The 22,890-nt window shown below is 35.0% G+C and carries 23 protein-coding genes; 14 read left to right on the top strand and 9 right to left on the bottom strand.

The window, feature by feature from the left end:
* Positions 1–11 precede the first annotated feature (11 nt).
* The 3 genes from P6N22_RS04290 to P6N22_RS04300 all read left to right on the top strand — a co-directional run bounded on the left by P6N22_RS04290 (position 12) and on the right by P6N22_RS04300 (position 2,940).
* Positions 12–1,241 carry an EAL domain-containing protein gene (locus tag P6N22_RS04290; RefSeq protein WP_280330530.1) on the top strand — a complete coding sequence of 410 codons (1,230 nt, stop codon included), beginning with the start codon at positions 12–14 and terminating at the stop codon, positions 1,239–1,241.
* Positions 1,238–2,596 carry an ATP-dependent RNA helicase DbpA gene (dbpA, locus tag P6N22_RS04295; RefSeq protein WP_280330532.1) on the top strand — a complete coding sequence of 453 codons (1,359 nt, stop codon included), beginning with the start codon at positions 1,238–1,240 and terminating at the stop codon, positions 2,594–2,596. The genes P6N22_RS04290 and dbpA overlap by 4 nt, the downstream gene beginning before the upstream one ends.
* Positions 2,597–2,727: 131 nt before the next feature.
* The gene (locus P6N22_RS04300; RefSeq protein WP_280330534.1) at positions 2,728–2,940 is read left to right on the top strand and encodes a hypothetical protein; all 213 of its coding nucleotides are present in this window, start codon (positions 2,728–2,730) and stop codon (positions 2,938–2,940) included.
* 9 nt (positions 2,941–2,949) lie between these two features.
* On the opposite strand, the gene P6N22_RS04305 is transcribed toward P6N22_RS04300, so the two are convergent.
* The 4 genes from P6N22_RS04305 to P6N22_RS04320 form a co-directional block, all read right to left on the bottom strand.
* The gene (locus P6N22_RS04305) at positions 2,950–3,729 is read right to left on the bottom strand and encodes a CheR family methyltransferase (protein WP_280330535.1); all 780 of its coding nucleotides are present in this window, start codon (positions 3,727–3,729) and stop codon (positions 2,950–2,952) included.
* Entirely contained in the window at positions 3,729–4,310 is a 582-nt protein-coding gene (locus P6N22_RS04310; RefSeq protein WP_280330537.1) for a CheB methylesterase domain-containing protein, read from the bottom strand. The genes P6N22_RS04305 and P6N22_RS04310 overlap by 1 nt, the downstream gene beginning before the upstream one ends.
* Complete coding sequence (locus P6N22_RS04315) at positions 4,291–5,913, bottom strand: methyl-accepting chemotaxis protein (protein ID WP_280330539.1); 1,623 nt, start codon at positions 5,911–5,913, stop codon at positions 4,291–4,293. The genes P6N22_RS04310 and P6N22_RS04315 overlap by 20 nt, the downstream gene beginning before the upstream one ends.
* A gap of 65 nt (positions 5,914–5,978) precedes the next feature.
* Positions 5,979–6,518: an alpha/beta hydrolase gene (locus P6N22_RS04320; RefSeq protein WP_280330541.1), complete on the bottom strand. Its 540-nt coding sequence runs from the start codon at positions 6,516–6,518 to the stop codon at positions 5,979–5,981.
* 82 nt (positions 6,519–6,600) lie between these two features.
* On the opposite strand from P6N22_RS04320, the gene P6N22_RS04325 reads away from it, so the two are divergent.
* From P6N22_RS04325 to P6N22_RS04340, 4 genes are all read left to right on the top strand, one after another.
* Entirely contained in the window at positions 6,601–6,912 is a 312-nt protein-coding gene (locus P6N22_RS04325; RefSeq protein WP_280330543.1) for a hypothetical protein, read from the top strand.
* A 26-nt stretch (positions 6,913–6,938) separates the two neighbouring features.
* Entirely contained in the window at positions 6,939–7,379 is a 441-nt protein-coding gene (locus P6N22_RS04330; RefSeq protein ID WP_280330545.1) for a DoxX family protein, read from the top strand.
* 104 nt (positions 7,380–7,483) lie between these two features.
* On the top strand, positions 7,484–7,972 hold the full coding sequence (locus P6N22_RS04335) for a gluconate 2-dehydrogenase subunit 3 family protein (RefSeq protein WP_280330548.1): 489 nt from the start codon (positions 7,484–7,486) through the stop codon (positions 7,970–7,972).
* A complete protein-coding gene (locus P6N22_RS04340; RefSeq protein WP_280330550.1) occupies positions 7,969–9,633 on the top strand; it encodes a GMC family oxidoreductase in 1,665 nt (554 codons plus the stop codon). Before P6N22_RS04335 ends, P6N22_RS04340 begins: the two co-directional genes overlap by 4 nt.
* A 15-nt stretch (positions 9,634–9,648) precedes the next feature.
* On the opposite strand, the gene P6N22_RS04345 is transcribed toward P6N22_RS04340, so the two are convergent.
* From P6N22_RS04345 to P6N22_RS04365, 5 genes are read right to left on the bottom strand one after another with little or no spacing between them, the layout of a single operon-like run.
* Positions 9,649–9,939: a heavy-metal-associated domain-containing protein gene (locus P6N22_RS04345; RefSeq protein ID WP_280330552.1), complete on the bottom strand. Its 291-nt coding sequence runs from the start codon at positions 9,937–9,939 to the stop codon at positions 9,649–9,651.
* Positions 9,923–13,042, bottom strand: a complete 3,120-nt coding sequence (locus tag P6N22_RS04350) for a CusA/CzcA family heavy metal efflux RND transporter (RefSeq protein ID WP_280330554.1) — start codon at positions 13,040–13,042, stop codon at positions 9,923–9,925. The genes P6N22_RS04345 and P6N22_RS04350 overlap by 17 nt, the downstream gene beginning before the upstream one ends.
* Positions 13,042–14,043 carry an efflux RND transporter periplasmic adaptor subunit gene (locus tag P6N22_RS04355; RefSeq protein ID WP_280330556.1) on the bottom strand — a complete coding sequence of 334 codons (1,002 nt, stop codon included), beginning with the start codon at positions 14,041–14,043 and terminating at the stop codon, positions 13,042–13,044. Before P6N22_RS04355 ends, P6N22_RS04350 begins: the two co-directional genes overlap by 1 nt.
* Complete coding sequence (locus P6N22_RS04360) at positions 14,040–15,185, bottom strand: TolC family protein (RefSeq protein WP_280330558.1); 1,146 nt, start codon at positions 15,183–15,185, stop codon at positions 14,040–14,042. The genes P6N22_RS04355 and P6N22_RS04360 overlap by 4 nt, the downstream gene beginning before the upstream one ends.
* A 46-nt stretch (positions 15,186–15,231) precedes the next feature.
* Positions 15,232–15,618, bottom strand: a complete 387-nt coding sequence (locus P6N22_RS04365; RefSeq protein ID WP_280330559.1) for a FixH family protein — start codon at positions 15,616–15,618, stop codon at positions 15,232–15,234.
* 404 nt (positions 15,619–16,022) lie between these two features.
* Between P6N22_RS04365 and P6N22_RS04370 the strand changes: the two genes are divergently transcribed.
* From P6N22_RS04370 to P6N22_RS04400, 7 genes are read left to right on the top strand one after another with little or no spacing between them, the layout of a single operon-like run.
* The gene (locus tag P6N22_RS04370; RefSeq protein ID WP_280330560.1) at positions 16,023–16,421 is read left to right on the top strand and encodes a prepilin peptidase; all 399 of its coding nucleotides are present in this window, start codon (positions 16,023–16,025) and stop codon (positions 16,419–16,421) included.
* Entirely contained in the window at positions 16,418–16,699 is a 282-nt protein-coding gene (locus P6N22_RS04375; protein WP_280330562.1) for a hypothetical protein, read from the top strand. Before P6N22_RS04370 ends, P6N22_RS04375 begins: the two co-directional genes overlap by 4 nt.
* Positions 16,700–16,716: 17 nt before the next feature.
* A complete protein-coding gene (locus P6N22_RS04380) occupies positions 16,717–18,369 on the top strand; it encodes a hypothetical protein (RefSeq protein WP_280330564.1) in 1,653 nt (550 codons plus the stop codon).
* Between the two features lie 2 nt (positions 18,370–18,371).
* Positions 18,372–19,565 (top strand): AAA family ATPase, encoded by a 1,194-nt coding sequence (locus tag P6N22_RS04385; RefSeq protein WP_280330566.1) that lies wholly within the window; start codon positions 18,372–18,374, stop codon positions 19,563–19,565.
* Entirely contained in the window at positions 19,556–21,121 is a 1,566-nt protein-coding gene (locus P6N22_RS04390; protein WP_280330567.1) for an ATPase, T2SS/T4P/T4SS family, read from the top strand. Before P6N22_RS04385 ends, P6N22_RS04390 begins: the two co-directional genes overlap by 10 nt.
* Positions 21,103–22,053, top strand: coding sequence for a hypothetical protein (locus P6N22_RS04395; protein WP_280330570.1), 951 nt, complete (start codon positions 21,103–21,105; stop codon positions 22,051–22,053). The genes P6N22_RS04390 and P6N22_RS04395 overlap by 19 nt, the downstream gene beginning before the upstream one ends.
* Positions 22,053–22,889, top strand: coding sequence for a type II secretion system F family protein (locus tag P6N22_RS04400; RefSeq protein ID WP_280330571.1), 837 nt, complete (start codon positions 22,053–22,055; stop codon positions 22,887–22,889). The genes P6N22_RS04395 and P6N22_RS04400 overlap by 1 nt, the downstream gene beginning before the upstream one ends.
* The last annotated feature ends 1 nt before the right edge of the window (position 22,890 follow it).

Consider the following 22,890-nt stretch of genomic DNA (forward strand, 5'->3'; position numbering starts at 1 on the left):
GGTATGGAATTATGGAACACGTATATTTAGCAAGACAAGTTATTTTAAGAGACGATGCATCTTTATTTGCATATGAAGTGTTATATAGAGACTCAAAAAAAAGAAGTGATGTTACGGATGACAGATATGCCAGTTCTGCCGTAATCAGTAGTATTCTAAATAGATTTGGTACCAAAGAGGTTTTAAAAGAGAAGCGTGCTTTTATTAAAATTGATGAAAAGTTTTTACTCAGTGACCTTATTTTTTCAATACCGAATGAATTTTTTATTTTCTCATTGTTTGATGACATTGAAATGGATGAAAGAATTCTTGAAAGGTTACATCAGCTTCATAAGAAAGGGTATCTGCTTGGTATATCAGATACTACTTTAACGATTCATACTTTTGAAAAATATCATGTCGTAATGGATTATATCTCTTACTTTAAACTTGACTTCTCACAAGAGTTGGAAAAAGAAGTTGAGACGATGATTGAGAGTTTAAAAGCATCAAATATAAAAGTTATTGGTTCGAAGATAGATACTCATGAAAAGTTTGATTTGGCCAAAGAGATAGGATGTGATTATTTCCAAGGGTACTATTTTGCAAAGCCAAAAATTTTAGAAAGTGAAAAACTTGAAGCTTCCAGAGCAAATGTTCTGCACCTTTATAATCTTTTGATGCAAGAGACAAATATTGACGAGTTGGCAAATGAGTTTGAGAAAAATCCTGAGATCTCTTTACAATTATTGCAGTTTATCAATTCGGGTGCATTCTTTTTTATGAAAAGAATATCAAGTATTCACCATGTAATCACACTTTTAGGACGTATGAAACTAGCGGAATGGTTGATGTTGATGATTTACTCTAAAACAGTTTCCCACTCTAATGAACACTCCCCTTTAATGCAAACGATTCAAACACGTGCGGTTATGATGGAAAAAGTATTAAAAATCGTCAAACCTGAGAGTGGTTCAAATATGTTGGGAGAAGCGTATTTTACAGGCATACTTTCTGCATTGGATGTTGTCTTGAATGCACCTTTGGCAGAACTGTTGGATAGTTTACATATTTCTAATGAAGTAAAAGATGCTATTTTAGAGCATAAAGGACTTATGGGAGATATTTTTCAGTTGGTACAAGATGTCGAAGTGTTTAATATAGAGGGCATTATTACATTTGAAACAAAATATAATTTAGAACCTACAAGTATTAAAAAAGCACTTGCAGATTGTATTGATTTTGAGGCAAAAAAAGCTTGAGCGATAAAAAAACATTTTCAACTTTAAATCTGCCAGAAAGTATGGTAGAAAACCTTCAAAAACTTGGATATGAGTTTATGACTCCTATTCAGGAGCAAAGTCTGCAACATATATACTCGAAACAAGATATCCTAGCTAAAGCAAAGACAGGAAGCGGTAAAACGGCAGCATTTGGAATCTCTCTTTTATTAAATCTAGATGTGAAAAAGTTCCGTGTACAGTCTTTAGTATTATGTCCGACAAGGGAACTTGCACAGCAAGTAGCACAGGAATTACGTGCACTTGCCAAATTTCAACATAATATTAAGATTTTGACTCTTATCGGTGGTGAATCATTTAACAAACAGCTTGGAAGCTTGGCACATCATGCTCATATAATTGTAGGAACTCCAGGCAGAGTATTAAAACATTTAAATCATGCTAGTTTGGACTTGAGTGCTTTAAATACGTTTGTTCTGGATGAAGCTGACCGTATGTTGGATATGGGATTTTTAGAAGAGATAGAACAGGTTCATTCTCATATGAAATCAAGACCGCAGACACTCCTTTTTTCAGCAACTTATAACGATGAGGTATTAGAAATCAGTAAAAAGTTTCAAGAAAATCCTATAGAGGTAAGCAGTGCAGAGATCGAAGAAAAAAATGAGATTGAAGAGTTGTTTATATCTACCAAAAACAAAAGAGAGACACTTGTAAATGCACTGGCACATTACAAACCGAGTAATGCAATTATTTTTGTCAATACAAAATTAGAATCTGATGAGATAGCGGAGTTTTTGCAAGAGAGTAAAGTTGATGCTTTATCTCTTCATGGGGATTTAGAACAGTATGACCGCATAGATACTTTGGTACAGTTTGCAAACAAATCTTGCAGGGTATTAATTGCGACAGATGTTGCTTCAAGGGGACTAGACATTAAAGAACTAGCTATGGTTATAAACTATGATTTACCGCATTCCAAAGAGATTTATACACATAGAATAGGGCGAACCGCACGTGCAGGTGCAAAAGGTTTAGCGGTAAGTTTATATAGTGAAGCTGCTGAAGTAGAAGAGTACCAGCCTATTAAGGCAATGAATGATGAACAGCTAAAAAATGATGAACATTTTAGTATGTTTTCTGAATATGCAACGCTTGTAATAGAAGGTGGGAAAAAAGATAAGTTACGAGCAGGGGATATCTTGGGTGCTTTGACTTCAGAAAGAACTTTTACAAGAGAAGATATTGGTAAAATAGATATATATGACAAACAGTCTTATGTCGCTATTAAAAGTGATTTAATCGAAAAAGCGCAAAAAAAGTTAAGTAAAGACACAATCAAAAAGAAGAAATTTACAATTTGGATACTTGATTAAATAATGCCTATTTGACGCTTTTACAGGAAAAAATAAAAGTAAACTATAGACTTCCTTCAGAGTAAAAACTTGAAAAAATATTTTTAATAGTGTTATAATATTAGAAATAGAAGCTGATGAAGGAGGAAGTTATGCAAGTTAAACAGTATCTTTTTCAATCTCCTTATTCAAGTCCCGTACAGTTTGGTAGAGTTGATCCCTCTTCAAAAGAGAGTAGTTCACAGGATAACAAACAACTTTTAAGTTCTACAAACCAAACAGCGAATAAGGCACAGGTTTTTCAATCTACTCAGACGCAAGAGGTTACACCTACAGTGAGTGGGAAAATAGATGTTTATGCATAAGGAACAGAGCTAAAAAAGATCGGCATGTCCGAAAAATATTTTTTTAGCTTGATCTTTTCGCATTGATTCTAGTATTTTTACCGCTTTTTGTTTTGTCTGCATATCAAAATAGATAAGCATGTTACGTGAAAAAATATAATCAAATTTTTCTAATTTTTTAAAATTCTCTTCAAAGATATTGAATATTTTAAATTCAATAAGTGATTTGATTTCCGGTGTAAGATGAAACATATCTCCATGTTGCGTGAAGTAGCGTTGACGTATTTCATCGGAGAGGTTACGGACATTACGTTCCCTATAAATACCTTCTTTTGCTTTTTCGATAGCTTCTGAATTTATATCTATCCCCATGATTGTAAACTTTGTTTTTGGAACACCTGCTTCTAAAAGAGCGATAGCAATTGAATAGCTTTCCTCTCCCGTAGCACACGGAGCACATAAAATCCGAACAGGATGAGTATCTTGTTTGATAAGTGAAACGAGTTCGGCAATTTGATTGAACTCTCTGTAAAAAAATGTTTCGTTTGTGGTAAGTCTATTGATAAGGTCTTGTTTGAGGTCTTCATCGTGTGAAATCTTTTCTAATAATTCGTTATAAGAGTAAATTCCATAACTTAGACAAAAACTTTTTGTTTTTGAATTAAGTATAGAGATTTGCTTATCAAACGTAACACCTGTTAAATCTTTAAAATAATCAGCGATGCTCTCGATATTGGAAAAATCTTCTTGAATTTCTTGATCTCCAAAGCTTGACGAAGGTGTCTTTTTCGGAAATAACCAACTTAACATTATGCTGCTCCAAAAGTTTGTATAGCATCAATTATTTGATCAAGATCTAAAACATTGATGTTGGGAATTTGCTCTTTTGCTCGGGCGGGAATACCATATACGATCGCAGTTTTTTCACTCTCAGCTATACACTCTGCACCATGCTCGGCAAGAAGTTGACACCCTTGTACACCGTCATCACCAATTCCTGTTAACAATATGGCAAGAAGTTTATTTGTTGAAATAATTGAGACAGCTGAGCCAAAAAGTTGGTTTATCTCAGGATTAAACATAGCATTATTGGATTTTTCTACCTGAAATTTTATATGTTCAGCATCTTTAGACAGACGGCAATGGTTTGTAGCAATATAGATATGCCCTTTTTGCAATGTTTGGTTATTTTCACTTAATAAAATAGGATGACCTGTTTTAAGTGAAAGGCGCTTAACAAAACTGGGTAAAAATTCTGCTCCCATATGTTGCGCAATTATAAGAGTATAGTTGAGGGGGCTTTGTAGTGCACTTAAAATTTTTTCTATATGTGCAGGTCCCCCTGTCGAGGCACCGATAAGCACAATCTTATTACGTTCTAAAGACTTCAAGTTTACTGTTTAACTCTTCTGTCATTGAGTTTAAATGTTCTGCAGCTGCTGCAATCTCTTCAACATTTCTTGCATTAGTAGCTGAAATCTCATTAATTGAAGATACTTTTGAAGCAATTTCATCTACACTTTTACCTGTAGCTTCAAAGTCAGATACCGTAGCATCAGTTGCTTTCACTGCCAATTGTACAATCTCAACACTTTCATTGATTTTAGCTTCTATCTCCGAAGCAGACTGTGCTAAAGCTTGGATCTCTTGAGAATTGTCATTCATCTGCATACTTGCATCAATAATAGACTGAACGATTACATTAATAGTAGCATTAATCTCTACAAGAGATTTTTGTGTACGCTCTGCCAGTTTTCTTACTTCATCGGCAACAACGGCAAAACCACGACCGTGTTCACCTGCACGCGCTGCTTCTATTGCAGCATTTAGTGCTAATAAGTTTGTTTGATCTGCAATATCGCTAATAACTTCCAAGACAGATTTTACTTGATTCGCATCACTTGAAAGTGTATTCATTCTATCAGAGAGCTCAATTTCAGTTTGTGCAGTGTATTGTACTTTTGTATTCATTGCCCTTACATCGTTACTTGCAGATGTCAGGTTTTCGTTTGCACGGATAATTTCTTGTTTGCTTTCAACAGCATCCGCTATGGATGTTTGAATCTCATCACGAATTTTCACAGCTGTATCATTCGCTTCTTGAATCACCGTTACCGATTTTTCTACATTTGTTCCAACACCTAAAGCAGTTGTTGAAAGTTCATGTGCGATTGAAGCATTTTCATTTGAAGAACGTTTTGTATTGTCAATCAGACTATGAAGTTCAGTCGTAAATGTATTGAACTCTATCGCAATTTCACCTATCTCTTGCGGGGCATTAGTATCTACTTTAAGTGTTAAATCCTTATTTTGAGCAATCTGCAACATAGTACTTTTGAATTTAGCTAACGGTTTATTGATACCGATAACAATAATATAATATGCTATAGCAATACTGATAAGAAGTGCAAGAGTCAATACTATAATCATTAATGTTGATGATTTCTCAAGTGCATTGATTGATGCTGTAGAAAGTTTTTGTGTCCCCGCTAATCCAGCTTTATTAACTTTTTCAACAGAATTTAATGCTGCCAAAGCATATTGAGTAGCCTTTTTATTGAGCTCTGAAACGTCTGCATTTTCTCCATTTTGTTTGTATAGTTTCGCTAGATCATCGCTAACTTGTTTATAAGAAATTAGTTTTGCTTGAACATCAGGTAACTCTTTTTTGAGAGCTTTTAAACGAGGATATTCTATAGCATGTGCATTTAAAGCTTCTATCTCTTTAAAAATAGTTTCAAAGTTGGTATCGAGTTGAGCTTTACTTGACAGATCCCCTCCGCCGAGTTTAATCATTTTGATTCTTGCTTTTGCAAAATCTCTCTCTAGCGCACTAGCTATTTCTACCTCTTTAATATAGGCATCATTTAGAATTTTAGAATTAGTAGTTGCACTTGACATATTACTAATTGCTACAACCCCCATAATAATCATACCAGCTAGGATAAGAGCAAATCCTAAGCTTATCTGTTTACTCAGACTGAGTGAAGACATTTAAACCCCTTTTTTGTAATACAGAATTATATCCAATAGTCATTAAAGTTCATTATAAAAATATTTTACGGTAAATCTTTAATATCTTTTAAGATCCACTCCCATTTTCCAAAGTTACTATCACTATTGATATGTCCGGCATTTTCAAGTTTAACAGTACGTACACTTAATTGTTCTTGTAAATGTTGTGCTTCTTTTTCATCCATATATGGATCGTTAGTTGAGTAGATAAATGTTGTGTTTTGTGCATACAGGTTGTGAGGAAGAGCAACGGGAAAAAATTCTTGAAGTTCTGCGATCTGGCAAGTTAGGCTTGGAGGAGCTACGAGGTAAAGATCTTTTATTTGTGGCAAGAGTCCTTTATTGGCAAGATGAAACCATAAAATATTTGCCAAAGAGTGACATAGAACAATATCTGGTTTGAACTCGTTTAAAGTATGAATTAATTCTTTACTCCATGTCTCGAATTTAGGAACATCAAAATTACTGAACTTTAAAAAATTCACACATCCGTAATCTTTAGCTATTTCTCCTGCCAGCCAACTTTGCCAATGGGGGAAATCACTTCCACCCCAGCCATGTAAGAGTAAAATTTTTTTATACAAAATAAACCTTTTATTATAATTTACACAAATACTACACACAAATGTTATACAATACTTGAAGTTTAACACAAAAGGATGAAAAATGAAAAAGTTAGGTTTTATCAGTGTAATCACATCTGCTATGCTGTTGGTATCTTTCAGTACTATGACATTAAGTGCTGATGAAGGCATGGGAAAATGCGGTAACTCAAAAGAGAAAATGAAGGATCGCAAGATGATGGATGACGAAAAGATGAAAGAGGGTAAATGCGGTACGAAAAAAGAGATGAAGCGTAAAAACATGATGGATAATGAGAAATGTGAAGGTAAAAGAAGTGAGATGACGAAAGAGAAAATGATGAAAAAAGATGATAAAAAACCGATGAAATGCGGTGTAGGTAAGTGCGGTTCATAACACCTGCACTCCGTTAGGAGTTAGTTATGTGTATAAAAGATATCTATATGGAGTTTTCAAGACTCTCGGAAAATTTAAAGTCTTGTGCATTATTGTTTGCAAGGTTGATAGTCGCATACGGTTTTTATGAACCTGCTATGATGAAATGGAGTGATATTTCTGCAGTTGCCCAGTGGTTTGGTACATTAGGGATTCCACTACCGACACTAAATGCTTACATGGCTGCAACTACAGAGATTACGGGTGTCGTTTTACTTACTTTAGGACTATTTATTCGAGCTATTTCAATCCCTCTTATTATTGTAATGATCGTTGCTATTGTAACGGTACATTTGCCTCATGGATTTCAAGCAGGACAAAACGGTTTTGAAATACCGCTTTATTATATGTTGTTTTTATTGATATTTTTGTCTCATGGAGCTGGAAAATTCTCTTTAGACAGAATGATTTTTGGAGATAAAAATTAAGCTATAAAAACTTTTATACAGAAGATAGGAAACATATTCCTATCTGGATGCTTTCGTTAAAATTTTTACACACAACATACACAAATTTACTATATAATTTTCGGATGGATGCTTCAAAACGAAAATTTTTACAATATGGCTTTTTAAGCTCATCGGTATTTTTATTTGACGGATGTAGTTTATTTGGTGTTACTACACCCTATAAAACGATAGAAGTTCTACAAAAAGATCTTGTCCCAAAAATAGTGGAATTAAATATCAAAACTATATCGTATATGCACTTGGTTTTCAGACATAAAAAAATCTCTAAAAGTGATAAGGAGTTTTTGAAAAACGGTGTGAAATGGTTAAACGAAGAGGCAATTAAAAAGTATAAACGTGAGTATATCAAACTGCCTGCACATCAACGACAAAACATCCTAACAGAAATTGCTGATACGAAGTGGGGAGAGGATTTCTTATATGACATTATGAGTTACACGTTTGAAGCGATGTTAGGCGATCCTATCTATAGCGGTAACAATAATCAAGCAGGTTGGAAATGGCTTGAATTTTCGGGTGGTCTGCCGCGTCCGAAGAAGGTGTATATATGAGCTATGACGTTTGTATAATAGGAAGTGGAGCAGGTGCTGCTCCGATAGCTTATGAACTTAGCAATGCCGGATACAAAGTAATTGTTTTGGAAAAAGGGGAATATTACAGTGAAAAAGATTTTAATAAAGATGAACTGGCAGTTTCTCGCCGTGATTTTTTTACTCCGCCACTAGATGAACAAAAGCATATTATAAACGAATATGAAGACGGAAAATATACCCGTTATGATGGGGCAGAATATAACTGGAATTTTTGGAACGGCTCTTTAGTTGGTGGCTCTTCAAACCTGATGAGCGGTTATTTTCACAGACTCAAACCGCAGGATTTTAGGCTCCTTTCTACATATGGAGAAATTGAAGGTGCAAATGTTGTTGACTGGCCTATCTCTTATGAGGATTTAGAACCTTATTACGATAAAGTGGAAAAAGTGATCGGTGTAAGTGGCAGGGTTGTACAGCATAAATTTCAGGAGATGCGATCGAGCAAAGATTTTCCCTACCCTGAATTGCAAACCAATAATGCTGTCAAATGGTTTGATAAAGCTTGTGAAGAGTTAGGCTACAGCTCTATTCCGACACCGCGTGCCATTTTGTCAAAAAGTGCTTTAGAGAGAAACAGTTGTTATTATTCAAATTTTTGTGGAAGTTATGGTTGCGCAAGTGGTGCAAAAGGGAGTGCAAGAGCAGCACTTTTGCAAAAGTGCAAGGCAAAAATAATTACCGATGCATTTGTGTATCATCTGGAGAGTGACGGTGAAAGAGTTACAAAAGCTTTTTACAAGACAAAACATAACGTTACTCATGTAGTCAATGCCAAGATTTTTGTTGTAGCAGCTCAAGCGATCGAGACTTCAAGACTTCTGTTGAATTCAAAAGATGAGTATTTCCCAAGCGGTTTGGCAAACTCTAACGGGCAAGTTGGAAAAAATCTGATTTTTTCGGCAGGTGGGACTGGAAGCGGGCGTTTTATTTTTGATAAATTGACATTGCAGCAGCAAAAAGAGTTGATGCAAGTGGGTGTATTTTTTAACAGAAGCCTGCAAGACTGGTATGAATATACAGAGGATGAAAAGAACTATAAAGGCGGTACGATTGATTTCTTGTTTGAGCATCAAAATATAATTCCCCGAGTTAATCAAGAACTTTATAATGAAAATGGGAATTTGATGTGGGGTGAAAAGCTGATGGAGAAGATTCATAATCGTTTGACTACCTCAAGAGTGCTTACTTTTGAAGTGTTTAATGATTGGTTGCCTACCGATAAATGTTTTGTAAGTGTTGACGAGCAAGAGAAAGACAAATACGGTGTAAATGTAGGTGTTATTAACCTTTGCGGGCATAAACACGATCTAAAAGTTGGAGAGTTTTTGGCACAAAAGGCTATTTCAGTACTAAAGCAGATGGGAGCAGTTGAAATAGAGTCTAATATCTCAAATGCTCCACCTCCTAATTTGGTAGCGGGCGGATGCAGATTTGGAAATGATCCGGAAACCTCGGTACTCGATAAGAACTGTAAAGCACATGAAGTGGAAAATCTTTACGTAAGCGATGCGAGTTTCATGCCGACAGGGGGAAGTGTTCCTTATACGTGGACGATTTATGCCAATTCTTTCCGTGTGGCAGATCGGATTCAAGAGCATTTGAAAACTTTGCAGCTTTGAAAAGGACTTGAAAGCTCATTGCTCTTTAGAAAGTTCAAACTTTCCAACAGCACAGGAAACAAAACTTTTTGCTTTTGCTGTGCTATCCTGTAGAAATCCAAGATGTTCATCTGCCATTGGATAGCCGAGAGCTCTGAGCTCTTTACGGAGCTCTTGCTCCTGCTTTGGATCAAAATTGAGTGTAATCTCTCTAGGCATCACTTCAAGATTTACTTCAATGGTACCAAACAGAGGTTCCAGCTTTGTTTTTAAAGTATTGGCGCAACCGCCGCATTTGACATTTTGCACTTTAAATATTTGTTTCATGTTTCATCTCCCATCGTGCATAGATCTCATAAAGTATTGGAATTATAACAAGACTTAAGATCGCAGAGCTGACAATACCTCCAAGCATAGGTGCGGCAATACGCTGCATCACTTCACTCCCTATACCGTTTGTGTACATAATAGGTGCAAGTCCTGCAAGTATTGCAAATACAGTCATCAGTTTTGGACGTACCCTTTGTACAGCTCCTATATAGATTGCTTCATGAAGCTCTTTTATAGCAAATTCTTTAGAGTGTTTTTTCGCCTCATCTACAGCTTCTTGCAGGTATACAATCATTACAATCGCAGTCTCAGCGGCGACACCAAGCAGGGCTAAAAAACCTACGATCACGGCAACACTCATTGCAAAGTGCAACATATAGATATAGAGTAACCCGCCAAGCAATGCAAAAGGTAGGGTAAAAAATACGATTAGTGAAGGGATCGTTTTTTTCAGTGCGAAATAGATCAGTACTAAAATAAACAATAGTACGGCAGGGATGATCCAAATTATCTGCGCCATAGCACGTTCAAGATACTTGGATTGCCCTGCCCACTCTATGTAATAGCCGTCTTCAAAATTTATTTTATCAATATATTTTTGTGCCTCTTGTACGTACTCTTTTGCACTAACACCCTCTTTTGGAGTGATATAGATAAAAGTAACCGGTTTTGCAAGTTCACTTTTAATCACCGATTGGTTTTGTTTATAGTAAACATTAGCAAGTTCGCCAAGCGGTACAAAGCCGAATTGAGTCTTAATTTGAATATTTTTGATTGCTTCAAGAGAGTCCCTGTCAATATCTTCCAAACGAATTGTGATAGCATATCTCTCAAGGCCTTTGTAAAGAGTAGAGACTTTGAGCCCTCCGATTGCCAAAGATGTGTATTCAAGTATTTTTTCTTTGCTGAGATGATATCTTTTTATTTTTTGTTCATCAATATCGATATAGAGGTAATACCCAGTACTAGCCTGATCCGCAAACACGGAAAGTGTTTTATCAAAACTGCGAAGTTGCTCCTCTATCGCTTTGCCGTATTTTTGCAATCCTTTGGCATCTTTACCGTAAAGTTTTATTCCGATGGGAGTTCTTATACCGCTAAGAAGCATATCAATGCGTCCGCGGATCGGATATGTCCATGAATTAGTAAGCCCAGGAACTTGTAGGGCAGTTTCAAGTTCATTTCTTAGAGAATCATAAGTAACGCCTTCTCTCCACTGCGACTTAGGTTTAAAAGTGATGATACTCTCGATCATACCAAGAGGAGCGGGATCTGTAGCAGTAGTAGCACGTCCCCCTTTACCAAAGACATGCTCGACTTCAGGGATACTTTTGATAATCATATCGGTCTTTTGTGTAAGAGCTTTGCTTTGATCGACACTGATACCATAAGGAGTGACCGGCATATACATAAAAGTTTGCTCATTGAGCATAGGCATAAATTCCCATTTTAGTGAATAAACAAGCGGAAAGATCATGTTTAGCAGTAAAATGACAACAATTATGATGAAGTACTTGAATTTAAGGGCATAAATAATTATTGGACGATATAGCCAAATAAAAAAGCGATTGATCGGGTTCTTTGATTCATGGATGATTTTGCCTTTGACAAAAAGAAGTATCAGTACCGGTACCAGAGTGATACTTAGAAGTGCACCCGCAGTCATAGCAAAGGTTTTTGTGTAAGCAAGGGGTGTAAAAAGCAGACCTTCTTGACCGCCCAGTGAAAATATAGGTAAAAATGAGACAACGATAAGTGCAAGAGCAAAAAAGATAGGACGTCCAACTCTTTGAGAGGACTTTAAAATGATCTCAAAACGTTCTTGTTTATTTGGTACTCTTTGTTGGATATTTTCAAATTTATGCAGCATTTTATGGGAGTTCTCTATCATTACGATAGATGCATCCACCATCGCACCGATTGCAATGGCAATACCCCCAAGACTCATAATATTGGAGCCTATACCAAAGAGTTTCATTAGAAGAAATGTTACACCGACTGTAAGTGGCAGTGTGATAAGCACAATTAAAGATGAGCGCAGGTGGAGTAAAAAGAGTGCAATGACAACAATCACGATAATACTCTCTTCGATCAGAGTGTCTTTGAGAGTATCTAAAGCACCGTCAATAAGAGATGAACGGTCATATACAGTTGTAACGTTCACATCATCAATTTTGAGCTCTTGCATCTTCTTTTTTATGTTTTGGATAGTTTTATAGACATCTTCTCCATAGCGTACGAGTACAATTCCCCCTACAACTTCGCCTTTTCCATCAAGGTCTGCCATACCGCGGCGAGGAGCCGGAACTTTCTGTACTGTTGCTATGTCACCGAGAGTAAGAGGGATATTCTCTTTATTTGTAATTGTAAGTGAGCGTATACTTTTGAGGTCTTGGACATAACCTTTTGCCTGTACCATCCATTCATAACCGTTTTTAATAACAATACGTCCCCCTGTATCATTATTGTTTTGCTTGAGTATTTTAGCGATATCCCCAATATCAAGGTTGTATTTAACCAGAGTGTCATTCTTGATAGTCACTTCATAATTTGGTACAAAACCACCGATAGAAGCTACCTCACTGACACCATCAACACCCATGAGTGCATATTTATAGTAATAGTCTTGAATAGTTCTGAGTTCGGAAAGGTTTTTTGTTTTTGAGCTCAGGGCATATTCGTAAACCCATCCTACACCGCTTGCATCAGGTCCTAAAGTTACTTTCATATTTTTTGGCAATTGAGACTGTACACTTGCGAGTTGTTCAAGAACACGGCTTCTTGCCCAGTAAAGATCAGTTCCGTCTTTAAAAATGATGTAGATGAGTCCCGTTTCGTAAGTGGAATATCCACGTACCGTTTCAATATCAGCGATTGCTAAAAATTGTGATACAAGCGGGTAAGTCCCTTGCTCCTCTACTGTTTGAGGGGATTGTCCATTGTATTTTATCTGTACGATTACCTGAGGCGGTGAGAGATCTGGCAGGGCATCAAGAGGGGTGTGTTTCATACTCCAGATACTTCCCGCTATTAAAAAGAGCGTTGTAAACAATATAAGAAATTTATTTTTTAGGCTAAAAGCTATTATTTTTTCTATCATCAGTACAATCCGTTTATTTGCGCATCGCTATCCATCATAAACAGCGCATTATTGACTACTTCATCGCCTTCGTTTAATCCCTCTGTAATAATGTAATGCTCAGTGTCAAGGAGTTTCGCCATGATTTGCAGCGGTTCATATTCACCTTCATACTCACCTACCATGAAAACATAGAATTTTCCGTTTTTACGAATAACAGCAGTTTTTGGCAGTACGAGATACTGCTTTTTGATATCTATCCCTTTGAGTGTTGCATATTGTCCCAAAATAAGTTTATGTGTAGGATCATTCACTATCAGCCGCAGGGTATAAGCTGCGGCTTTTGGATCTACATCTGGATAAAGCACTTTTTTATTTGTAACTAATGGGGTGTCGGTTGTTGCCGTCGTAACTTCAAAACTTTGTGTGTTTTTAATCGATGCGAGCTGAGTGTCAAAGAGTTTTGCCTCAATCCAAAGAGAGTCGGTATTGATAATTTTGTACAGCATGTTTCCTGCTTTAAAAGCACTGCCATCTACTATGGTTTTTGCAAACAAATAACCGTTTTTCGGTGTATAAATGGTAGTAAGTTTAGAGACTTTTTTGTTTTTTATAACATCTTCTATCTCTTTGTTACTTATTCCAAGAAGCTCAAGTTTTGTACGTGCACTTTTAAGCATACCGTTTGTATTGTTTCGTTTTGTATAATAGTAAGAGTTGAGGTAATCCTCTTTTGCTTTGTATACCTCAGGTGAGTAAATAGCTGCGAGTGCTTGTCCTTTTTGAACATAACTATAGATTGCATCAACATAAATTTTCTCTACAAATCCGCTAAAACGGGGCATAATCATATAAATATTAGCTTCATCAGCTTTGACGTAGCCGTAACTTTTAAAGCTTTTTGCAACATCCATCTTTTGTACTTTAACTGTCTGGACACTAAAAAGTTGCGTAACATTCTCTCCGGCGTTTAAGAGAGTGACAAAGGTTAATAAAACTAAAATTTGTTTGAAGATACTCATTGTAATGCTCCTGTTAAGGCCTCTATGTTTGCTTTGTTCTTATGGTATGAAGCTACTGCAAGAATGCTTTTTTTCTCCAAAGAGAGTTTTGTAAAAAGCACATCGATATATTTGAAAAGATCAGCACCAGTACTTACCGAAGCACTTGAGAGTTCAAACATATGCTCCACTTTAGGCAGTGCGTCATCGTGAACAATATGATAGATCTCATAGGCTGAGAGCATTTGTGCATAATAAATGCCGAGTTTTGCATCTATAAGAAGGACTGTATCTTGTCTTTTACTCTTAGAAGAGAGTAGTTCAGCCTGTTGTATCTGCTCTTTGTCGTCTTCAGTTGAGTAGATAGGTAAAGTGATGCCGACTCCAAAATTGAAGTAGTTATCAAATTTCTCTCTATGAGCATAGCCTACAAGTAAAGAGATATTTGGATAATTATCAAGTGAGATTGCCTCAAGTTTGGCACTTTGCAGAGCAACTTTTTTATCTTCAATACCCAGTTCAGGATTTTGAGAAAGTTCATTTTTCAGCTCGCTTAGTGAGGGTTTAGTATCTATTGAAAGATCAATATCAAGTTTATCAATATGTGTAGATGCAAGATAGGAAAGTTCTTCGTAGGTACTTTGTATTTGTGCTGTCAGTTTACTTCGTTCAATACGCAGATCGCTAAGACTGAGTTCCGCTTTCATGATCCCCATATGTTGGCTACTGTTGATCGAAGCATAAGATTCATAAAGTTCTATATTTTGTTGTGTCAGTTGTATATACTCATCAGTAACGCCTAAGAGTGCTTGTAGTTGCCAAAGAGTATATGCCTGCTGTTTTATTTTTTTAACAAGTTGTACTTTTAGAAGTTTTAACTGCTCTTTGAGTAAATCTTCATTAGAAGTTGCAACTGCCTCCTCGGCATCAAGTTTACCGTAATACGGAATCTCCTGCTGAAGCGTTACAATACTCTGAGACATCTTTTCATTACTGTCAAGGGAGTTTGAAGTGATGGTAAGCTTTGGATTTTTGAGATTGTCACTTGCTTCTATAGCAAAGGCAGAACCTTGGATCTTCTCGTTGATCGAAGCAAGCGAGTTATTTTTGATAATTGCATCTTGAATAATTTCATCCAGAGTAGCACCGAATAAACTACTCAAAAAAATGAATATTATCGATAACCTATATAAGTGCATGAATGGCTCTTTAAAAGTTTAGAGTCGTTTTTACACGGAGCTTCTTACCTTTTTTAGGTGTTATAAAAACGTGAAGCTGCCAAGTACCGTTCATTACAAGATTGAGTTTTACAATATATTCTCCATTACCTTTATTTACGGCATCTGCTTTTGATTCCATTGCCGGCATACCAGGCATCGCAGGCATAAAAGCTTTTACAGAGACTTTGGCATCACTTATGAGTGTATTCTCTTTTTTAATAAGTAATACCAACTCATTAGAACCAGCAGTTAAAGGTTTTTGTGCAGAGATATTGATATGCGTTGTTCTGAAATTTGCATTTTTTTCAAATGCTGCTGCATGTGCTAGTGTAATAGTGACGAGCATTGCAAACAAAAATTTTATTAATGATTTCATATTCAACTCCTTTTTTATTTTGGTTTTAAGGGTATTTTACTGAAGTTTTGTGGTCTCTTTGTGTACTTGAAAAATCTGGAGCCAATGTGGCTGAAGGCACAGGTGTATTAGCAAAGAAAAAAACAATATATTATTGCAAATGCGTGAAGATGAACCGGGAAAAGATAGTGTATTTAATGCTAAAACAACAAAACGAATTTATAATTGAGTCTGCTTATCTGTAATCAATAGACACACAATCAAATGTATAAATATTACTAAAACAAATACTGATATGAAGTTTAAATAATTGAACAATATTTAAAATTGTTTTTTTATGTATTTCAATTGAAGTTAAGCTCTCTTCCCCTATAATCACAAAATTATCACAAAAAGTTATATTATTTGATTAAATGGAGTAATTGTTGTTATTAGTATTTTTTATAATAATTGCAACAATTATCTCTTTTATAGACTATAAAAAAAGATTAATTCCAGACAAAATTATACTCCCGTCAATAATAATGATGTTGTTTTTAAAATGGGGAGATGGAATACTCACTGTAAACGATTTTATAGCTATGGGTATCGTTATCGTGGTTTTTGTTATCCCTATCCTTTTTGGCATGACCTTTGGGGGAGGGGATATCAGGTTTGGTGTGTTTTGTGCACTTTTTTTAGGTTTAGAGCAAGTTGGTGTTTTTATAGCATTATCGGGAGTAATACACCTTCTTATCTTGGCAGTATTACAAAAAAAGTCGTTTGCTTTCGCACCAGCAATGACACTAGCTTCACTAGTTGCTTATATGGTAGGAAATATATGAGAAAAGCTTCGGCTGCATTAGTACCATTGTTAATTGCAGTAATGATGCTGTTTTGGTTTATTGCATTTATGGGTGGATCAAATGATGATCTTCATACCGTAAATAATGTGACAAACTTACAACATTTACAAGAAAAGCTTTTGATCTCTTCTGTACGCTATAGAAATAAAGTCAAGGCTGAAGCAGAAGCACAAAACCTTACTTTAACTGAAGACGAAATAGATCAAAAAGTTGATGCCTATATAGAATATATTATGGTTTCAAATAAAATAGAATAAGGGATGGAATAAAGTTGATGAGAAGAATAACAATATTTTTAATGATGTTTGTAAGTACAACTTTATTGGCAAACGCAACTGATACAAATGTAACATTTACAAGTGAAACATATATTGGAGATGATAAATACGGAAACAATTTGTATGAACAAACAGTTACTATAAAAACAACAGATTTTAAAGTGGACAATTTTTGGAAAAAGTTTTCTTGGAGTGGGACAGGCTCAAATGAAACAAATTTTGCTGAGATTATAACATCAGGAAAAGTAAGAATGAGTGTTGAGAGCAGTTATTTATGTAAAGATGCCGGGCTTGACTCTCAAGGGTGTTCAGGTCAAAAACCTTTTTTAGTAAACAAAGGGATACTGAACAATGCAGATATGAAAGTTGATGCATCGGGGAATAATTTAGCTTCTGGTGAATATAGAATCCCTTTTGACGGCGCATCAAATTACAACTCTGCAAATGATGATGCATTCTATGCTTTAGATGTTTTTAGAGATAGTGCTTATTATCAAGACAGTAACGGTTCAGATGCTACTCAAGACAAACCAACAAGTTTCTTTGGAACATTGATTAAAATGATGAGTAGCTTCTTCTCTACTTCTGCAGGGACAACTCTAACTTCTACAGATTCTCCAGAGATTAGAAACAGATATATTGCAAATATCTCGTTTGGATTACAAGATGATTATATGCTTGAAAAAGCTATCAGTAATGAATTAGATACGGCTTTGACTAATGGTGCGACTGCTACACAGGCCACTTTACTTGATTATAATAGTGAACTAGTTGGAGAACGTACAGAGTGTAATATTCTTTTTTTAACATTGAATTCAAGTAGTTTTACATGTAAAGCAGTCAGTTTTTTTGGGCTTTCGAATTTTATCCCTTTTGTAAATACTACAACAGAGGTAAAGATGACACCCCATCTTGTTGCAGAAGATACAGAGACCACACTGCTTAGTCTTGCAGGAAAACTTGACGGGGTAAATTATTTAAGTACCAAAGCTACTGAAACAGTAAGTGGACGTACTACATTTCTAAGTGAATTATTTAAACCGATAACTTTTGTTTTTAGCTCTATTTTTCGTTTCTTTGGCAGTGAGTCAACGACTGATACAGAAGTGGTAAGCGTAGATTTTAACTTTACAAACCCTATGCCTTTAACTTTTATAGAAACAGATGGCACGAATGTTACAGACTTTCTTCATTTTTCATTGTTAGGGTTGGAGAGTTCATACGGAACAGAAGTAGAGTCTTGTACCGTAAGACATAGAAAATCTGTTTTTATGATGATGTTTCCGACTTATGACGAACATACATATGCTAATGATGGCAGTGTATATAATTTAAAAATTGTGTCAGCCATGGGGATGACATATTATAGAAATGTTCCATCAGCTGATTTGATGGACTGGTGTAATCGTAACAAAGATCAAAGTACAAGTATGTTTAGTGGTTTTTTCTCTTTCTTTAGCTCTTTTGGTTCTTCTGGTAGCGGGACGTATGACAGTGATTTTGACACAGGAGATTATAGTGTTGTCAGTTATGATGAAAAAGTACACAAAGGGCTGATTTTACACCTAAAACAAGAAGAAGGCTTTACACCTGAAGCTGCTGGAACAACATCAACATATAAATTAATAGAGATTAAAAGAGGCGAGTAAATATGGTTATAGCATATGTGACACCAAACTATGAAGAGTGTTGTTTTGAATTGCGAGATGAGTATACAGAACTAGAAAATTTTTCATCTATTCAAGAGTTTATAAATTATTATGCAGCAAATAGAAACCGTGATATTGTTCTTTTATATAAAGTTGATACATTGGAAGATATTCATGCATTGGAGAATATGGGATTTTCAAGCAATATTTATATGATTTTAATGGGAAAAGATGATGTGGCTTTTTCGTTATTGGCTGGAAAGCTTGGAGTTGATATTTATCTCAATATTGCAGAGGTAGACTCTGATGAACTAATCAAGTATATTACAAATTCTCAAAACATAATTAAAGAAAGAAAAGGTAACAGTAATGTCTCTGTTTTTACTGGTATCAATGGTGGAGTAGGGACAACAACTATTACTATGAATCTGGCAAAAACGATAGCGGATGAGCATTTAGATAAAAATGTTTTATTACTTGACTTTACCGATACAAAGGCGATCTCAAATCTGTTTTTTGATGTTATTCAGCCAAGTAAGACTATTGTAGACATTACACATGCTCAAAGTATGGAGTTTGAAGAGCTTTTCAATAATGGGCTCATGAAATTAAGCAACAATCTTTTTTTTATTCCCGGTATTCAAAAACATACAGATAAAGAGGAATTTTCCCGTACTGAAAACATTCAAATATTTTTGAATTTTATTATGCATATAAAAGAGAGTTTTGACTTTATTCTAATTGATGTAGGTGTATTTAAAGATAAAGATTTAGAAATTGACATTCAAGAATTAGCAGATGATATTTTTGTAATTACAGAGTTTAATATACCATCAATGTCAATTTTAAAAACATATATAGATATTATTGACCGCAGCGGTTGGTATAACAAAACACATATTATTGCAAATCGTGCAGATGCTTATGGAAGCGTTACACATGAAGAAGCAAAAAAAATCCTCTCTAAAGGGTTAAAACACAACTTTGAAATAGCACACTCTCTACCAAATGACGCACTTCATTTACGAGAATGCTGGAATGAAGCAAAATTAGTATGTGATGCTTGTCCTGATGCACCGTTTATGGATGGTTTACGTAAAATGATCAATAAATTTTTTATTGTTGAGCAACAAAACAATCAGTATGAACAGGAACATAGTAAATCTATCTTGGCAAGGATAAAAGAGTGGCTTTAAGAGAAAAAATAAAAGGTTTTTCAAATGCTTTAGAGAATGAAACAGAAGCAAAAAATTTGGAAGATGTAATTACTACTGAAGATTTTTCTTGTACAACTTTTTGCTTTCCACTTCTATATAGAAATGAACAATATTATGAACTCGCTTGTAATATTTATGACAAATTTATTGAAAAACTAAATATTAAGGCAGAACTTACAGAGAAAATGGTTCGAGAGGTCGTTTTAAAACACATTAGTGAATTTAATATTCCAAAAACGACTTTAAAAACTGAAATAGCAGACTTTTTAATAGATAATCTTTTATATTATGGACCGATCACAACAATTATTAAACTTGCTGGAAGCGGACTTAATGATATCATTGTTAATACAAAAGATTATATAGATGTAATTTATGAGGGGCAAACTCTTGCAACACCGTTTCGTTTTCGTAGTGAAGAGGACCTAAGAAGAATTATCTCTCGTATGTTAAGTGTTTCAAATAGAAAAGTTGATGAGTCATCTCCAATCGCTTCAGCTAAACTTCCTGATGGTTCCCGTATTGAAATACAAATTCCTCCAATCGCTGCCAACCTAGATAAAGATGGTAAAGCAGGTTCATATGTAACAGTTAGAAAGTTTCGTGAGATTCCATTACTTTTTGAGAGCTTAATCGATAGCAATATGATTGATTTAAAAATGGCATATTTTTTGATAAAAGCAATCAAAGGAAAGCTCAATATTGTAGTTTCAGGCGGTACTTCAAGCGGTAAAACTACTTTTTTGAATGCACTTACGCGCTTTATAGATGAAGGGGATCAGCTACTTACAATTGAAGATACAAAAGAGATGAAGCCTCAAATGCCTTGTCATGCAATTCGTTCATTTGAAGCACGTCCGGAAAATGAAGAGGGTGCAGGAGCAGTGACTATAGAAACACTACTTCGTACAGCGTTACGTTCAAGTCCTAGAAGAATCATAGTAGGAGAGTGTCGTGGTCCTGAAATTGTAACCATGCTTAATGCTATGAATACAGGACACCCCGGTTCAATGACTACAATTCACGCAGATGATACTAAAGAGGCAATTGTAAGAATTGAAAACATGTTTTTAGAAGCACGTCCGACGGCAAATATGAATTTTGTTCGATCACAGATCATTTCAGCTGTTGATTTGATTGTACAAATAGTGCGTTTTCCTGACGGTAGAAGAAGAATTGTAAAGATTTCAGAACCAGAAAAAAGGGTAGAGGATAACGGTGTAGTTTCTATGCTAGATATTTTTGAATTTTCAAGAGTTTTAAATAGCGATAATCCGATGGATTCATCCGGAAATTTTAAAGCGGTATCTGCATCAACAAGGGCTGTAAATAAAATGTTGCAACACGGTGTTACTCTTGAGAATCGTATTTTTGATAACGATTTTGTAGTAACAAAAGAGATGATTATAAAAGAGTTAAGAGATTTTCATCCAAGTAGAATGTGTGGCTGGAAAAGCAACTATATGTCAGAAATTGTTCAAGCATCGCTAGGTAATTCAAAAAATATTTTAGAAAGATGGCCGAACCTGCAATGATGAATTTCTTTGATATCTTTTTGCTCTTTATTTTGAGTGCCAGCGGTACGATGTTACTCTATATTTTTTATTCGCAATATGAAAGAGCAATCCACTTAAAGTATGTTAAAGAGGTAGTCTTTTCCAAAGATTCTGAAGTAGAAGCACTTTTGGCAAAAAAATATCAAACTACAGATAAGCAATCTTTACTTGCAAAACTGCGTTCCTATTTACTTTTAGCAGGAATAAAACTACCGGTATGGTTATATCTATTGTTTGTTTTAGTATTTGTAGGTGTAGTAGATTTTTTAGTAGCTTTATTTTTACAACACTGGGCAGGCTTTGTAATCGGTACTCCGTTTGGATTGTTACTATCATATATGTTTTTAATGGTTCTTATTAGAAACAGAAAAAAAGAGTTTAATCGTGCTTTAGCACTAGCTATCTCTGTGCTTGTAAAGATGATGAAAAACGGTATAGGGTTTGAGCAGGCACTTTCAAAGTCCATTTCTGTATCAGGTTCAAAACTACTCAAAGAAGTGTTTTCCGATTTTTTTCAAGAGAAAAATACCGTTGGTGAAATGCAAGCTTTTGAAAATATGTATAAACATGTTGATTCAAAAGAATTAAAAATATTTGCATTAGCAATCAAAATAGGTCGAGAGAGTGGTGGACAATTTTCCAACACATTGGCAAAAGTTGAGCAGACCATTACTTATAGAAAAAAGATGCAAGATAAAGTGGATGTAGTTACAAGGGAAGGAAACTTTGGTTCTTATGTTGTTGTAGGGATAGCTGTTCTTTTATACTTTATGTTAAATAGCAATTTTGATGGAAAAATTCATCAATATTTTATGGAGTCCGAATATGGAAGGTTTCAGCTTTTAGGAATTATATTATGGATCTTTCTTGGAATGCTGGCAAATAACTTTATAACAAAGGTAGATAAGTAATGATTGGATTTGCAACTCTACTTTTAGTGTTATCAATAGTGTTTATGGGCGTAGGACTTTTTTTATTACTTGCTATTAAATATAAACATTATAAGCTCATTCATCATATTTTTAATTTGGATGATTCGATCTCTTTAATAAGCAAATCGGAAAATAGGACAAAAGAGAAGTTTAAAGTTAAGCTTACGCGTGCAGGGCTTACACAAAAAGCTTTCAATGAGATTCTTCTTGCTTCTATTTTAGCCGGAGCTTCTATTATTTCACTGGTTTTTATTTTGAATATGGATCAGCTATTTAATATTTTGTTTGTCATTATCGGTTTAGGAATTATGGGTGTAGCTCCATTTCTGTATATAGATGAACAAATGAAAGCAAGAATTACAAGAATAGAGAATGATTTAGCTATTTTTATCGACCTTTTAATCATTATTTTAGAAGGTGGTGGGGGACTTAACAATGCTATAGATAAAGTAACACAAGATGCTACGGATGTTTTGGGAAAAGATCTTATTGAAGAATCAAAAATTTTTAAATATGAGTTTATTACATACGGAAATGAAGTGGCATGTACAAACTTAGCAACAAGAACAGGCTCAGAAGCGATAGCTACTATTGCTGGTTTTATGCGTTTATCGGAAGAGACGGGGATAGGCGTAAAATCTGTTTTTGAAAATCAGGCAGTTGAGATTAAACAAGAAGAGATGTTGAATATCGAAAAAAAAGCGGCAACGATGAATATAAAGATCACATTTATTATGTTTTTATTCATTTTACCAGCCATCATTGCAATGATGGTTTTTCCAATGGCTGCAGATGCTTTGATGCCGGGATTTTAAT

The organism is Sulfurimonas sp. C5, from assembly GCF_029872055.1.
Classification (GTDB): Bacteria; Campylobacterota; Campylobacteria; order Campylobacterales; family Sulfurimonadaceae; genus Sulfurimonas.